Genomic DNA, 14,395 nt, shown 5'->3' with positions numbered 1-14,395 from the left:
GGCGCAACAAGCACCCGTGCGAGCCGGCCAGCATGCACGGCCACGATTCCGAGTCGGCTTCTATGCAGCCGCCGCCAGACGCGGCTTGTGAGCATCCAGACGGAACACCGAGACCGCTTCGCTCAGCTCCACCGCCTGCTCTTCCATCGCCCGCGCTGCGGCCGAAGCTTCTTCCACCAGCGCGGCATTGCGCTGGGTGGTTTCGTCCATGTCATTGACGGTGCGCGCCACCTGCTCGATTCCGGCGGACTGTTCGCGCGATGCGGCGGAAATCTCGGCAATGAGCGTGGTGACCTGCTGCACCGATTGCACGATGTCCTGCATTGTTCGCCCGGCCTGATTTACGCGTGCGCTGCCACGCTCGACGCTGTCCACCGATGCATCGATCAGTTGCTTGACCTCCTTGGCGGCGCCGGCTGAACGTTGTGCCAGCGCGCGCACCTCGGATGCAACCACCGCAAAGCCGCGCCCCTGCTCGCCGGCACGCGCCGCTTCCACCGCAGCGTTCAAGGCCAGAATATTGGTCTGGAAGGCGATGCCGTCGATGACACTGATGATGTCGGCAATCTTCCTGGACGACCCTTCGATTTCGCCCATGGTGCCAACCACGCTGGCCACCATGTCTCCGCCGCGGCTGGCAATCTCGGCAGCCGCCTGTGCACCGCGGCTAGCCTGCTGCGCAGTGTCGGCATTCTGCCGCACGGTGGAGGTGAGCTCTTCCATCGATGCAGCGGTTTCTTCCAGATTGGCCGCCTGCTGTTCGGTACGCTGCGCCAGATCGTTGTTGCCGGCGGCGATTTCGGCGGACGCGGTGCGAATGGTCTGTGCGGCCAGCGTGATATCCCCGACGATATCGGTCAGGCGCTGCACGGTGGCATTGGCATCGTCACGCATGCGCGCGAAGACGCCTTGCTGGTTACCGTGCATGCGCGCAGTCAGATCGCCATCGGCAATTGCCTTGAGCAGCTGCGACAGCTCGGCCAGATTCTGGTCCACGTTGTGCATCAGGCCATTGAGGCCCTCGACCATGCCGCGGAACTCGAATTGATAGGCGTCGGTGTTACCACGGGTGGCAAAGTCGCCGGCCGCAGCCGCATTGACCAGGCCACGGATTTCGCCGTTGATCGCGGCCAGGTTGCGTTTGGTGGTGTCCATCGCCTCGGTGATCTGCGCCTTTTCGCCCGGCAGGCGCGGCATGTCCACCGACATGTCACCCACCGCGTAATGCTGCATCACCTGCAGCATGGTGCCGATCAACCCCACCTGCGCGCCGATCAGTCCGTTGGTGTCGTCCACCATGCGGCCATACGCGCCAGGAAATGCCTGCGCGTCCATGCGGTAACTCATCTGCCCGGCTTCATGACGCTGGGCCATGTCCGCCTGTGCGCTTGAGACATCGGTGAGCGTGGTGACCACCTGCCCCATTGCCTGTCCCAGCAACCCGATCTCGTCACGATTGCCGACCGCCGCGCGTGCCGACAGGTCGCCGGCCGCCACCAGGCGTGCCGCGTGTGCAACCGTTTCGATCGGGCGAACGATCGAGCGCCGTATCCACCAGCCCAGTACCGCCACCAGACACAGCGCGGCGCCCACCGTGGCGACTGCCGAATAGACCAGTTTGTGCTGTGCCGATTGCGAGCTGGCCAGCACCGCAGCGTCGGCCAGGGTCTTGCTGCGCTTGACCAGCGCTTCGAGCGTCTGGCTGGGCGCGCGGTCCTGGCCCTTGACCAACTGGTCGCCCACCTGGGTGTCATGGCCGGCCTCGGCAAACTTGCCCAGCGCGGCTTCGTAGTTGGCCTGCAGCGCCAGATGCGCCTTGGCGAACTCCTGCGCCAAGGCACGCGCCTGTGCGTCCTGCGTTGTCTGGGCCAGCGCCTCGGTGCTGGCCTGCACGCGCTTGCCTTGCTCGCGGAAGGCAGTCAGATGTTTGTTCAATTGCCCCGGGTCGCGCCCGCGGATGAGCACGTTTTTCCATTCCTGCACCTGCAGACGGAAATCACGGGTGATCTCTTCGCTGCTGGAGGCCTGCGCCACCTCCGACGGCACCTTGCCGGACAGACTGAGCCAGGCCGTGCCCAGGCCGCCCAGTGCGCACAGCAGGATGACCGACAGCCCCAGCGCGAGCGCGCCAAGCAGTTTGCTTTGCAGGCTGACAAATTTCGGAGTGGCAGACATGGTGAATCCAGCAACGGGGATATCCGGTTATCGACCGCCCGTGCCTGGCTCTGAAGCGGCGGCCAATGCAAACAGGCTCCGCAACTGCCGATCGAGAATGCGCCCTGCGGCATTCCCCGACAGTCTTCACCCGCATGCCCGACCATCGTGCTGGCCGCACGCAGGCCGTATCCTCCCGCGCATGAATGCGCCCGCTTTTCCAATCTCTCCGTTGTTGCCGCAGATTCGCGACAGCCTCGCCGCCCATCCACGACTGGTCCTGGAAGCGCCGCCCGGTGCCGGCAAGACCACCCAGGTACCGCTGGCGCTGCTGGACGCGCCGTGGCTGGCCGGCCGCAAGATCGTGATGCTCGAACCGCGCCGTGTGGCCGCCCGCAGCGCAGCGACGTTTATGGCGCGCCAGCTGGGCGAGCCGGTCGGCGAGACCGTGGGCTACCGCATCCGCTTCGAGAACAAGACTTCCGCGCGTACCCGTATTGAAGTGGTCACCGAGGGCATCCTGACCCGGATGATCCAGGACGACCCCATGCTGGAACGCGTGGGCGCACTGCTGTTCGACGAGTTCCACGAGCGCCATCTGGCCGGCGACCTGGGTCTGGCGCTGGCGCTGGATGTCCAGGCGCAGCTGCGCGAGGACCTGCGCATCGTGGCGATGTCGGCCACGCTGGATGGCGAGCGCCTGGCGGGCTTTCTGGAGGCCCCGCGGCTGAGCAGCGCCGGGCGCAGTTTTCCGGTGGACATCGCGCATTTCCCTGCGCGACGCGACGAAGCGCTGGAACCGCAGACCCGGCGCGCGGTGGAGCATGCACTGGCCACCCATCCCGGCGATGTGCTGGTATTCCTGCCCGGCCAGCGCGAAATCACGCGTGTGCACGGCGCCTTGCAGGAAGCGCTGGACCCGGCCGTGCAGGTGCTGCCGTTGCACGGCGAATTGTCGGTGGAGGCGCAGACGCAGGTCCTGCAACCCGACCCGCAGGGGCGCCGGCGCGTGGTGCTGGCCACCAACGTGGCCGAGTCATCGGTGACGCTGCCGGGCGTGCGCGTGGTGATCGACAGCGGCCAGGCGCGTGAGCCGCACTACGACCCCAACAGCGGGTTCTCGCGGCTGGACGTGGCCACCATTTCGCAGGCCTCGGCCGACCAGCGCGCCGGACGCGCCGGACGCGTGGCCAGCGGCTGGGCGTACCGGCTGTGGCCGCAGTCGCAGCGGCTGGAACCGCAGCGCCGCGCCGAGATCACCCAGGTGGAGCTGGCCGGCCTGGCGCTGGAGCTGGCCGCCTGGGGCAGCGATGCGCTGCGCTTTGTCGATGCGCCGCCCACCGGCGCGCTGGCCGCCGCGCGCGAACTGCTGCAACGGCTGGGCGCGCTCGGCGACTCCGGCGGCCTGACCGCCCTGGGCCGTCGCATGCTCGCGCTGGGCACGCATCCGCGGCTGGCCGCGATGCTGGCGCAGGCCGATGATGCGCCCCGCCTGGCCCTGGCCTGCGATCTGGCCGCGCTGCTGGAGGCGCGCGACCCGCTGCGTCAGGGCGGCGATGGATTGGCAGCGCGCTGGCGCGCCCTGGCCGCGTTTCGTCAGGGCCGTACCGGGTCCGACGCCAATCGCGGTGGCCTGGCTGCCATCGACAGCGCTGCCAAACAATGGCGACGCCGGCTGCGCTGCGACAGCGCCCCGCCCACCAGCGTGGAGGCACATGCACTGGGTGATCTGCTCTCCCATGCCTTCCCGGACCGTATCGCCGCACGCCACCCCGCCGACCCGCTGCGCTACCTGCTGGCCAACGGCCGCAGCGCGCGCCTGTTCGACCACAGCGATCTGCGCGGCGAACCGTGGCTGGTCGCCAGCGAGCTGCGCTACGACGCCAAGGACGCCCTGTTGCTGCGTGCCGCGCCGGTGGACGAAGGCTATCTGCGCCGCAGCGTGCCCGAGCGCTTCGTGCAGCAGGACGTGGTGCAGTGGGACGCCGACAAACGCGCCTTGGTGGCGCGCCGCCAATCCAGCTTCGACCGCATCGTGCTCGACAGCCGCCCGGCCGGCCGCGTCGACCCGGCACAGGCGGCCGGCGCGCTCACCGACGCGGTACGTCAACTCGGTCTGGACGCATTGCCATGGACTGACAACCTGCAGCAGTGGCGCGCACGCGTGCAGTCGCTGCGCGTATGGATGCCGGAGCTCGCCCTGCCCGATCTCTCTGACACCACGTTGCTGGACACGCTGGACACCTGGCTACGCCCGGCGTTTGTCGGGAAAACCAGGCTCGACGCGCTGGACGAAGCCAGCCTGGGCGAAGCACTCAAGGCCGCACTGCCGTGGGAGCGCCGCCAGGCCATCGACCGTCACGCCCCTACCCGCATCAGCGTGCCATCGGGCATGGAGCGGCAGATCAGCTACACCCTCGACCATGCCCAGCAGCCGTTGCCGCCGGTGCTGGCGGTCAAGCTGCAGGAACTGTTCGGCTTGGCCGAAACCCCGCGCATCGCCGACGGCCGTATCGCGCTGACCCTGCACCTGCTCTCGCCCGGCGGCCGCCCACTGCAGGTGACCCAGGACCTGAAGAGCTTCTGGGCCAACACCTACCCGGACGTTAAAAAAGAGATGAAAGGGCGGTATCCGCGGCATCCATGGCCGGACGACCCCTGGACCGCCGCTGCAACGCACAGAGCAAAACCACGTGGCACCTGAGCCCCTCTCCCGTCGGGAAAGGGGTTGGGGTGAGGGTACGGGGCGACGTCTCTCACTCATCCAAACCCCCAGGCTTCGCCCGTACCCTCATCCGCCCTTTCGGGGCACCTTCTCCCCATCAAGGAAGACAGTGTCCCGAGGGGGGACTTTCATCGTCGACACCGCTCAAGTTCAGACCTCCGTCACTTCCGGGATAAGCATCAGTCGCGGCGGCGCGTCGCGTCCTTCCTAACCGCAAGCCAAACAGCGCCTGGTCCCGCTAACGCTGTCTATACGGACCAGCCCACACACTGCGGCCACGTACTCAGAAAGGAAACGCCTCCAATGAGCAAGCTGACCGTGATCACCGAACGCGCCCTGGAGCGTGCCCTGGAACTGGCAGGCAACGCGGGCGACCACCTGCGTCACGCCGCCTCCAATGCCGGCGACCAGGCGCGCCATGCTGGCAGCAGCCTGCGTCATTTCGGCCCGGGCGCCAGCGAATGGCTGAAGACCGGCGCGGCACTGGGCGCCGTGCGCACTGGTGGCAAGGTCGCCACCAAGCTGGTCAAGCGCAACCCCGCTGTCACCGTAGCGGCTGCCGTCGCCGGCCTGGGCCTGATCGGCTATGCGGTCTACCGCAAGCGTCAGCGCGACCAGCAGGTGCTGGGCGGCAACGTGCATCGCCTCGATCGCGAACATGCGAGCAACGCCAATGCACGCCGCGCTGCCTACCAGCGCCGTGCTGCCGTGACCCCGAGCGACGGCATCGAATAAGCCATCGTCTCGCCGATCCGGCGATGACACATGCAGTGCCCGACGCCACGGCTTGTTGCCGTGGCGTCGTCATTTGTGGCGCGTTCTCACGCTGGCCCGCTACGGGATCCGGGCGTTCCAACTGCCTCATCCACCGCATCGATGCGCTTCACCATCGCGATGGCAAACGGGGTAACGGATGGACCGATGCCTGCCGTTACGGCCGTGCCCTTGTCTGACCCAATACAGTGCCATCAGCGCGCGTTGCGACGCGGCCGTGCCGGTGACGTGTCTTCCACCCGCCATTGCCCGGGCGCCAGCGTGTCCAGGGTCCACTGCCCGATCGCCACCCGCACCAGTCGCAGGGTGGGCAACCCGACCGCTGCGGTCATGCGGCGCACCTGACGGTTGCGGCCTTCGCCGATCTGCAGTTCCAACCACGCATCGGGCACCGTCTTGCGCACGCGTACCGGCGGATCGCGCGGCCAAAGGACAGGTGCGGGGTCGAGCCGGCGAACCTGCGCTGGCCGGGTCGGGCCATCGTTGAGCAGCACCCCTTCGCGCAGTGCCTGCAACTGCGCCTGCTGCGGCTCGCCTTCCACCTGCACCCAATAGGTCTTGGGCTGTTTGTGGCGCGGGTCGGTGAGCCGATGCGCCAGCGCGCCATCGTCGGTGAGCAGCAACAGTCCTTCGCTGTCGTGATCCAGTCGGCCTGCCGCATACACGTCTGCCGGCAATCCGAACTCGGCCAGCGTGCGTTTGGGTGGCTGGGAGCGGTCGCTGAATTGCGACAACACGCCATAGGGTTTGTTCAACAACACCAACATGGACAGACCTGTTGCGGAAGGAACGCTGCACACGGCCATCGCCGGGCACGGCCATGGTGCGTGATCAGGCTGGGCGCCGCCATCGCGATCGCTGGACTGCAGCACAAAAAGCGGGAAATTCCATCGAGCGCAACGCGCATGCAACGGTCGGCGGCGTCGCTTGGCCAGCGCGCGGCCGGTCTTGAACGCTGGCGTCAGAGGCATTGCCTGCGTGCAGAAGACGACATGCACGCCGAAACGCCGGGCACGTCACCGCGGCAGACGCGGCAAACGCTGCATGCCGGCCGCACCTGGCGCCGGCATGCAGACACGCGCTACTGCTTGACGAACTTCAGCGTCATGCGGTCGCTCTCGCCGATCGCCTTGTACTTGGCGTCATCGGCCGCGTCGTGGTTGTTGCTTGGCGGCAGCGTCCACACGCCGCCCGGATAATCCTTGGTGTCGCGCGGATTGGCGTTGAGCTCGCTCTTGCCGGCAAGCTTGAAGCCGGCCGCTTCGGCCATCGCGATCACCTGCGCCTGTCCCACGTAGCCGCTCTTGTCGTCGGCCGGCACGTCGGTCTTGGCGCGATGCTCGACCACGCCGAGCACGCCACCGGGCTTGAGCACCTTGTAGAAGCCGGCAAACATCGCCTCGGCATTGCCGGCCATGCGCCAGTTATGCACGTTGCGGAAGGTCAGTACCAGATCGGCCGAGTTGTCCACGCCGAACGAAGGCGACTTTGGCACATACGACACGAACGACGGCTTGCCGTACAGGTCGGGCTTGGCCTGGAACTTCTTTTCCAGCTCGTCGCGCGCACGCTGGGCGTAGTCGCGTGCGCGGCCTTCCGCAGCAGAGGCCGGGTCGACCACCGCTGCCACGTACTTGCCCTTTTCGCGCAGGTAGGGCGCCAGGATCTCCGAATACCAGCCGCCACCGGGGGTGATCTCGATGACGGTCTGGGTGGGCTTGATGCCGAAGAACGCCAGGGTCTGGCCCGGATGGCGGTATTGATCGCGCTGCACATAGACGCGGTCGCGCCAGTTGCCATTGATGGCCGCCTGCAACGCGGCATCGGGCGCAGGCAGGCTCGCGCTGTCGGCCGGCTTCATCGCCAGCGCCAGCGGCGCGCTCATCGCCACCAGGACACTCATCACACATGCACAGGCCAGCTTGTTGCGGATCATCGCAGCGCCCTCTTCCGGATAAAAAGTAGCGCGAGCCTAGCATGCGGCCCGGAGCCTGCCATCAGCCCGTCTCGCCACGCGCAGCAGCGGTTCGCAACGCAGGCCGTGAGCGACTTGTTCACATCCTGTGAGTCGATGGACACGATCGACGGAACGCTGAATCCACGTTGGTGTCACACGCACGATCGGTGTGCATGACTATCCTGTGGGGAGTTCGAATCAGGAGCCTCCACGATGACTCACCCCCGCGCACTGGGCCGCTCCGGCCTGCAGGTTCAACCCATCGTCTTCGGCGGCAACGTCTTTGGCTGGAGCGCCGATGAGGCGACCTCGTTTGCGTTGCTGGACGCCTTTGTCGATGCCGGTTTCAATCTGATCGATACCGCCGATGCGTACTCGGGCTGGGTGCCGGGCAATCGTGGCGGCGAATCGGAAACCATCATCGGTCGCTGGCTTGCACGCAGTGGCAAGCGTGACAAGGTGCTGATCGCCACTAAGGTGGCCAAGTGGAGCGAGCATCCCGGCCTGTCGCCGGACAACATCGCCGCCGCCGTGGAAGACTCGCTCACGCGTCTGCAGACCGATGTGATCGATCTGTACCAGGCCCATGAAGACGACGAATCGATTCCGCTGGAAGCCACGCTGGCCGCGTTCGGCCGCTTGATCGAACAAGGCAAGGTACGCGCGATCGGCGCGTCCAATTACACCGCCGCGCGTCTGCGCGATGCGCTGGATATCTCCGAGCAATACACGCTGCCGCGCTATGAAAGCCTGCAACCCGAATACAACCTCTACGACCGCGCCGGCTATGAAGCCGAACTGGAGCCGCTGGCGCGCGAACGCGAGCTGGGCGTGATCAGTTACTACTCGCTGGCCAGCGGCTTTCTCACCGGCAAGTACCGCAGCACCGAGGACGCCGGCAAGAGCAGCGCGCGCGGCGCCTCGGTGGTCAAGCAGTACGTCAATCCACGCGGGCTGCGCATCCTGCAGGCCCTGGACGACTTGGCAGTCACCCACAATGCCACCCCGGCGCAGATCGCGCTGGCCTGGTTGATGGCGCGCCCGGGCTTGACCGCGCCAATCGTCAGCGCCACCAGCGTGACCCAGCTGCACGATGTGCTGGCCGCAGCGCAGCTGTCGTTGAGTGCCGACCAGATTGCGCAGCTGGACAGTGCAAGCGCGCCGGAACCGACTGCGTCCTGACCCCGCGCACCAGCGCATACCTGCTCATTCCCTCGCGCAGCCGCCCGTGCGGCTGTGCTCCTTTGGCCGCGCACCTGCGGCCCCGCTGCGAGGATCTCCCGCATGACATCGATCACCAACCGCCGCATCGTGCTGGCCTCGCGCCCGCACGGCGAACCCACGGCCGACAACTTCCGCATCGAAGAGTCCAGCCTGCCGCCCACCGGGCACGACCAGATCCTGGTGCGCAACCGCTTCCTGTCGCTGGACCCGTACATGCGCGGCCGCATGGATGAAGGCCCCTCGTACGCCGCACCCGTTGCGATCGATGCGGTGATGGAGGGCGGCACCATCGGCGAAGTCATCGAGTCGCACCATGCCGACTATCACCCCGGCGACCTGCTCGTGCTCGGCGGCGGCTGGCAGACCCATAGCCTGCTCACCCCGACCACGCCCTTGCGCAAGCTGCCCAAGGACGACAGCCTGCCGCTGAGCACCGCGCTCGGCGTGTATGGCATGCCCGGCTTTACCGCGTATGCCGGCCTGCATGAAATCGGCAAGCCGCAGGCCGGCGAGACCCTGGTGGTGGCAGCGGCCAGTGGCCCGGTCGGCGCCACGGTGGCGCAGCTGGCGCGCCTGCAGGGGCTGCGTGTGGTGGCCATTGCCGGCGGCGAAGAAAAGGTGCGTTACCTGCGCGAGTCGCTGAAGGTGGATGTGGCGCTGGACCATCGCGCCGACGACTTTGCAGAGCAATTGCGTGCCGCCACGCCGGACGGCATCGACATCTATTTCGAGAACGTCGGCGGCAAGGTCTTTGACGCGGTGCTGCCGCAGCTCAACGACTTTGCGCGCGTCCCGGTGTGCGGGGTGATCGCCACCTACAACAGCCGCGGCCAGGCGCTGCCGGGACCCGACCGGCTACCGGACTTCATGGGTCAGGTGCTGCGCAAGCGGCTGACCGTGCGCGGCTTCATCCAGCACGACTTCATCCGCCTGATGCCGGCATTCCTGCGCGAAATGGGCCAGTGGCTGCGCGAGGACAAGATTCAGTATCGCGAGCATTTGCTGCACGGTCTGGACAGCGCTCCGCAAGTCCTGATCGACGTCCTGCGCGGCAAGAACTTCGGAAAAGCCGTCGTCGCCCTCGACTAAGCAACTCGCAGCGCCGCGCAGAACTCACGCTTTTGCGATTCCCCATTCCCCATTCCCCATTCCCAAAGGAACACAATGACTGTCCCCGCATTCGGCCTCGGCACCTTCCGTCTCAAGGACCAGGTCGTCATCGACTCGGTGCGCACTGCACTTGAGTTGGGATACCGCGCGGTCGATACCGCACAGATCTACGACAACGAAGCGCAGGTGGGCGAGGCGATCGCCGCATCCGGTATCGCGCGCGATCAGCTGTATCTGACCACCAAGATCTGGGTCGACAAGTTCGACCGCGACGCACTGCTGCCAAGCCTGCAGGAAAGCCTGCGCAAGCTGGGCACCGACCATGTCGACCTTACCCTGATCCACTGGCCCTCGCCCAAGGACCAGGTGCCGATGCGCGAGTATCTGGAAGCATTGGCGCAAGCCAAGGCGCAGGGCCTGACGCGGGCGATCGGCGTCTCCAACTTCACCATCGCGCTGGTCAAGCAGGCAATCGAGATCCTGGGCGCCGAGGCGATCGCCACCAACCAGATCGAGGTACACCCGTACCTGCAGAATCGCGCATTGACCACCTTCCTGCGCGAACAGGGCATCCATGTCACCTCCTACATGACGCTGGCCGTGGGCGAGGTACTGAAGGATCCGGTGATCCAGGCAATTGCCGCCCGCCACGGCGCCACCCCGGCGCAGGTGACCCTGGCCTGGGCGTTGCAACAGGGATACTCGGTGATTCCCTCGTCGACCAAGCGGGCGAACCTGGAGAGCAATCTCAAGGCGCAGGAGCTGCGTTTGAGCGAGCAGGACATGGGCGAGATTGCCGCACTCGACCGTGGCCAGCGCTTGGCCAACCCGCACGCCATTGCGCCGGACTGGGACTGATCCGGCAGTGCGTATCCGCCTTGGCTGATGCGGTGCAGGCGCAGCGCGCGACGACCGCTCGTCGTCGCGCGCTGGTGGGCTTGTAACGCGCTGCTACGGTTCTGCGACAGGGGAGCAGTCTCGCTGACCGAGTCCTTCCCATGCATGCCTGCTGCATCCGTTCTGACCCGCACTCGCGCCAACGTTGACGCGGAAATCGCGTACCGGCGCTAGATCCATGCCGACGGGCATCTGGGTGGCTGCGCGTTGACCACGATGCCCGCGTACCGACGCTGGGCTACGCGATCTATCTGGCCAATCCGCAGGCTTCCGAAGCGCGGTTGTATCGCGTGTTGCAGGATGCGGACTACCGCTCCCAATCGACGCTATCGGTGCCGTGGTATCGACTGTGCGCGATGCCTGGCGGCACCTGCAACGTGCTGGCACGAAGCACTAGAGATGACTGCAGTCGTAGGAGCGCGCTTGCGCGCGATGAGTGTTACACGGTCCTGCCCGTCGCCATCTGGCGCGCTCCTACAACGGCGATGCGGTGCTGCGCGATTGAATGGGAGTCGGTCCGGTCGGTAATGTCCTCGCGCTCGGGCGCGCTCCTACGAGGCAGGCGGCGTCTTTGCTCGAGGCTGATACTTGGGCGTGCACATCCACGCCCGCTGCCGACCATGGGCGGTGGCGTGGCCGTTGCCTAGTTCAACTGGCCCATTGCCATGGCCTGACGATCGATCCGGTGCTTCTCGGCCAATGCCTGCATGCCTTGCAGTGTCGAGGCGATCAGGCTGGCGTAGCGCAACCGCCACAGGTTGGCACGGTCGTCGTCGTCCTGGGTGCTGCCCAGGCCGTCCAGTACCTGCGGCAGACGGCGGTCAGCCAAGGCCGACGCCGCCAGGTAGGGCTTTGCCGGCGCAATCACGTCCACCGGGGCGCGCCAGTCGTTGGCGACATGACGGGCGATCCCGGCCAGGTGCGACAGCTGGTGCATGCCGATCAGCGTCTCGTGCAGCATCTCCCGGCACGCCCATTGCCACAGCGCCACCTTTTCCGATGGGTCCTGGGCGATCTCGGTCAGCGCCAGGTCAACCTTTTCGATACGTGAGTCGAGCATTGCGGAGCTCCGATGCTGCTGTGCAACATAATTCACACCATCTGCCGTGAGAATCAAGTGATCCCGCCGTTGGAAAACCGTCAGCGCGCCGATGCTCGACCCGGTTCACGCTTTCCGGCGACCGCCAACCGGCTTACCGGCACCCTGACTTCCTGCCCATGCAGCCTTCGCGGCGCTGCGTGATGCTGCAGTCCCCTACAGCGGCCATCCTCATGCGCCTTGTCCTCGTGCCCATCCTGCTGCTGGCGAGCTGCGCTGTGCGGGCCGAGACGGCCAAGCCGGTCCTGTCCTCGCGGCAATGCGAGGTCAGCACCTCCTACGACGTGCTGGCCGATGGCGGCGGGATCTGGCTGCGCCGCAAGCACGGCGCCCCGCGCGAAATCTTCTTTCACGGTGGCGAGCTCAACGTGGACCGCCAGCCGGCGCCGGTCAGTGCAGCGGATGCGCAGCGCTTGCGCGAACTCGAACAACGCACCCGCGCGCTGATGCCGGCGGTGACGGGCATTGCCCATTCAGTGGTGGACATCACCTTCGATGCGCTGGGCGGTGTGGTGCATGTGCTGTCCGGTAGCACGCGCCAGCAGCGTAAGGTCGAGCAGCTGCGCAGCGGCGCGCTGGCACAGGTCGATGGCAGCCTGGGACGTGGGCGTTGGGAGCAGCAGCTGTTCGATGCGCGTTTCCAGGCCAGCGTCGACGCTGCGGCCGAAGATCTGGCCGGCAGCCTCACCCGCAGCGTGCTGTGGACGGTGATGACCGGCCGCGCAGGACAGCTGGAACGCCGTGGCGCGGCGCTGGATGCGCAGCTGGAGCGGACCATGCAGCAGCGCAGTCAGGCATTGGAGGCACAGGCGCAAGCGGTCTGCGTGCAGGCACAGGCGCTGTATGCCATCCAGCAGGCGCTGGAGGTCCGCATCGACGGGCAACGCCTGCAGATGCTCGAGCTCAACACCCATCCGCAGGAAGAAGACGCCGCCGCATCCGGCAGCGTGGTGGCGACCGTGGCGCACTGAAGTGTCAGGGCGGCAAGAGGCGGTGTTCCGAGCGCCGATCATATTGCTGCAGGGGTGCCGCAGCGCCCATGTCACATGTGGCTTGCACAGGCCACCGTCCGCAAATGCCGGCTGAGCGATGGAAGCGCGCTGCACGCAGCGGCTAGCGCGCCAGCCAGTTCCGCAGCGCCTGCGACACCGCCTGCGGTTGTTCCAGTGGCGACAGATGCCCGCATGTGGGCAGCCGCACCAGCTGTGCCTGTGGAGCGAGTGCGGCCATCTCTTCGTGCAGGGCTGGCGGGGTGATCGCATCGTCTTCCCCGCACATCACCAGCACCGGCCCAGGGTAGGCGCGCAACAGGGCGCGTCCGTCCTGCCGCTCCAGGCGGTTCTGCCGCACGAACACATCCACGCCCAACCGCCCGGTCATGCCGCGCACGCGCGCGAGCAGCGCCTGGTCGTGCCAGCGCGAGGGATGCACGTAGTGGCGCAGCAAACGCTCGCCGAAGCCATGAAAGCTCTTGCCGCCAAGCACGCTGGCTTCCTGCGCGCGTCGCTGCGCGAGGCGTTCGGGCGTGTCGGCGCGTGCGGAGGTATCCAGCAAGGCCAGGCGCTCCACCCGCTCGGGCGCCACGCGCAGCAATTCCTGCGCAACGTAGCCACCCAACGAAAAACCCGCCACCGCGCAACGCGGCGGCAGCTGCGCGAGCAATTGCAGTGCCAGCGCGCGCATGCTGTCGGCGCCGGTGAGATCGCCGACCACGCAATCGGCGACGTCGGCCAGCGCCTCGCGTTGCGCATGCCACAGCTCGGCATCGTTGAGCAGACCTGGCAGCAGCAACAGTGTGGGGCGATCGACGCTCATGCGCCGACGCTGCCGGCCGAAGCCGGAGGGAGATGCAGTGTCATTGCTGCAGTGTGCCGTGTGCCAAGCCCTGGCAACACCCGGCCCCGTCAATGCAGCGGCCCGACGTATGCGCCGGGCCGCTGCTGACATCGCCATGCGTCTGCCGCACGGCGTCGGCCGATCTCAGGCCAGGGTCAGGGTGACGTCGATATTGCCACGGGTGGCGTTGGAGTACGGACAGACCTGATGGGCCTTGTCGACCAGCGTCTGCAGCTCGGCCTTGTCCATGCCCGGCACGGCCACGCGCAGTTCGACGGCGATACCGAAGCCGCCCGGGATCTGGCCGATGCCGACGCTGCTGTCGATGCTCACTTCACCCGGCAGCTTGAGCTTGTCCTGCGCGGCCACGGCCTTCATCGCGCCGATGAAGCAGGCGGCGTAGCCGGCGGCGAACAGCTGTTCGGGGTTGGTACCGTCGCCGCCGGCGCCGCCGAGCTCGCGCGGGGTGGACAGCTTGGCGTCGAGCGCGCTGTCCGAGGACACCGCACGGCCTTCGCGACCGCCGGTTGCGGTGGCGTGGGCGGTATAGAGGATCTTTTCGGGTGAGGCCATGGTGGTTCTCCTGATGGGCGCAATGCGCGGTGAGTGAATCGGTAAC

11 protein-coding genes and 1 pseudogene are annotated in these 14,395 nt (G+C 66.9%); 6 read left to right on the top strand and 6 right to left on the bottom strand.

From position 1 onward, the window contains the following. Nucleotides 1-60: 60 nt before the first annotated feature. A complete protein-coding gene (locus ACCQ12_RS01540) occupies nt 61-2,175 on the bottom strand; it encodes a methyl-accepting chemotaxis protein (protein WP_372382774.1) in 2,115 nt (704 codons plus the stop codon). A gap of 181 nt (nt 2,176-2,356) precedes the next feature. Here ACCQ12_RS01540 and hrpB point away from each other — a divergent pair, with 181 nt between their 5' ends. Further along, nucleotides 2,357-4,858, top strand: coding sequence for an ATP-dependent helicase HrpB (hrpB, locus tag ACCQ12_RS01535; protein WP_372382773.1), 2,502 nt, complete (start codon nt 2,357-2,359; stop codon nt 4,856-4,858). A 324-nt stretch (nt 4,859-5,182) separates the two neighbouring features. Beyond that, nucleotides 5,183-5,614, top strand: a complete 432-nt coding sequence (locus ACCQ12_RS01530; RefSeq protein ID WP_039413958.1) for a hypothetical protein — start codon at nt 5,183-5,185, stop codon at nt 5,612-5,614. Nucleotides 5,615-5,847: 233 nt separating this feature from the next. On the opposite strand, the gene ACCQ12_RS01525 is transcribed toward ACCQ12_RS01530, so the two are convergent. Both ACCQ12_RS01525 and ACCQ12_RS01520 read right to left on the bottom strand, forming a co-directional pair. Further along, entirely contained in the window at nt 5,848-6,420 is a 573-nt protein-coding gene (locus ACCQ12_RS01525; protein WP_372382772.1) for a pseudouridine synthase, read from the bottom strand. A gap of 314 nt (nt 6,421-6,734) precedes the next feature. Then, on the bottom strand, nt 6,735-7,589 hold the full coding sequence (locus ACCQ12_RS01520) for a class I SAM-dependent methyltransferase (RefSeq protein WP_039413952.1): 855 nt from the start codon (nt 7,587-7,589) through the stop codon (nt 6,735-6,737). A 234-nt stretch (nt 7,590-7,823) separates the two neighbouring features. Here ACCQ12_RS01520 and ACCQ12_RS01515 point away from each other — a divergent pair, with 234 nt between their 5' ends. The 3 genes from ACCQ12_RS01515 to dkgB all read left to right on the top strand — a co-directional run bounded on the left by ACCQ12_RS01515 (nt 7,824) and on the right by dkgB (nt 10,802). Beyond that, nucleotides 7,824-8,792 (top strand): aldo/keto reductase, encoded by a 969-nt coding sequence (locus tag ACCQ12_RS01515; RefSeq protein ID WP_372382771.1) that lies wholly within the window; start codon nt 7,824-7,826, stop codon nt 8,790-8,792. 102 nt (nt 8,793-8,894) lie between these two features. Then, the gene (gene curA, locus ACCQ12_RS01510) at nt 8,895-9,923 is read left to right on the top strand and encodes an NADPH-dependent curcumin/dihydrocurcumin reductase (RefSeq protein WP_372382770.1); all 1,029 of its coding nucleotides are present in this window, start codon (nt 8,895-8,897) and stop codon (nt 9,921-9,923) included. 75 nt (nt 9,924-9,998) lie between these two features. After that, a complete protein-coding gene (dkgB, locus tag ACCQ12_RS01505; protein WP_104580192.1) occupies nt 9,999-10,802 on the top strand; it encodes a 2,5-didehydrogluconate reductase DkgB in 804 nt (267 codons plus the stop codon). Nucleotides 10,803-11,484: 682 nt separating this feature from the next. Here the strand turns inward: dkgB and ACCQ12_RS01500 are convergent. After that, on the bottom strand, nt 11,485-11,901 hold the full coding sequence (locus ACCQ12_RS01500; protein WP_047694459.1) for a hypothetical protein: 417 nt from the start codon (nt 11,899-11,901) through the stop codon (nt 11,485-11,487). A 175-nt stretch (nt 11,902-12,076) separates the two neighbouring features. Here ACCQ12_RS01500 and ACCQ12_RS01495 point away from each other — a divergent pair. After that, a pseudogene (locus tag ACCQ12_RS01495) lies at nt 12,077-12,911 on the top strand (DUF2884 family protein). Nucleotides 12,912-13,053: 142 nt separating this feature from the next. Here ACCQ12_RS01495 and ACCQ12_RS01490 read toward each other — a convergent pair. Then, nucleotides 13,054-13,755 (bottom strand): alpha/beta fold hydrolase, encoded by a 702-nt coding sequence (locus tag ACCQ12_RS01490; protein ID WP_372382769.1) that lies wholly within the window; start codon nt 13,753-13,755, stop codon nt 13,054-13,056. Nucleotides 13,756-13,920: 165 nt separating this feature from the next. Then, complete coding sequence (locus ACCQ12_RS01485; RefSeq protein ID WP_104580196.1) at nt 13,921-14,349, bottom strand: organic hydroperoxide resistance protein; 429 nt, start codon at nt 14,347-14,349, stop codon at nt 13,921-13,923. Between the last annotated feature and the right edge of the window lie 46 nt (nt 14,350-14,395).

The organism is Xanthomonas sp. NCPPB 1068 (genome assembly GCF_041479385.2).
Lineage (GTDB): Bacteria > Pseudomonadota > Gammaproteobacteria > Xanthomonadales > Xanthomonadaceae > Xanthomonas > Xanthomonas cannabis.
Note: the sequence above shows the minus strand (reverse complement) of the source record. Positions and strands in the feature narration are given on the sequence as shown.

Excerpts from the sequence above, each read along its gene's own strand:
- ACCQ12_RS01520 (WP_039413952.1), bottom strand. The coding sequence starts at position 7,589 with ATGATCCGCAACAAGCTGGCCTGTGCATGTGTGATGAGTGTCCTGGTG.
- dkgB (WP_104580192.1), top strand. The coding sequence starts at position 9,999 with ATGACTGTCCCCGCATTCGGCCTCGGCACCTTCCGTCTCAAGGACCAG.
- ACCQ12_RS01530 (WP_039413958.1), top strand. The coding sequence starts at position 5,183 with ATGAGCAAGCTGACCGTGATCACCGAACGCGCCCTGGAGCGTGCCCTG.
- ACCQ12_RS01485 (WP_104580196.1), bottom strand. The coding sequence starts at position 14,349 with ATGGCCTCACCCGAAAAGATCCTCTATACCGCCCACGCCACCGCAACC.
- curA (WP_372382770.1), top strand. The coding sequence starts at position 8,895 with ATGACATCGATCACCAACCGCCGCATCGTGCTGGCCTCGCGCCCGCAC.
- ACCQ12_RS01515 (WP_372382771.1), top strand. The coding sequence starts at position 7,824 with ATGACTCACCCCCGCGCACTGGGCCGCTCCGGCCTGCAGGTTCAACCC.
- ACCQ12_RS01490 (WP_372382769.1), bottom strand. The coding sequence starts at position 13,755 with ATGAGCGTCGATCGCCCCACACTGTTGCTGCTGCCAGGTCTGCTCAAC.
- hrpB (WP_372382773.1), top strand. The coding sequence starts at position 2,357 with ATGAATGCGCCCGCTTTTCCAATCTCTCCGTTGTTGCCGCAGATTCGC.
- ACCQ12_RS01525 (WP_372382772.1), bottom strand. The coding sequence starts at position 6,420 with ATGTTGGTGTTGTTGAACAAACCCTATGGCGTGTTGTCGCAATTCAGC.
- ACCQ12_RS01500 (WP_047694459.1), bottom strand. The coding sequence starts at position 11,901 with ATGCTCGACTCACGTATCGAAAAGGTTGACCTGGCGCTGACCGAGATC.
- ACCQ12_RS01540 (WP_372382774.1), bottom strand. The coding sequence starts at position 2,175 with ATGTCTGCCACTCCGAAATTTGTCAGCCTGCAAAGCAAACTGCTTGGC.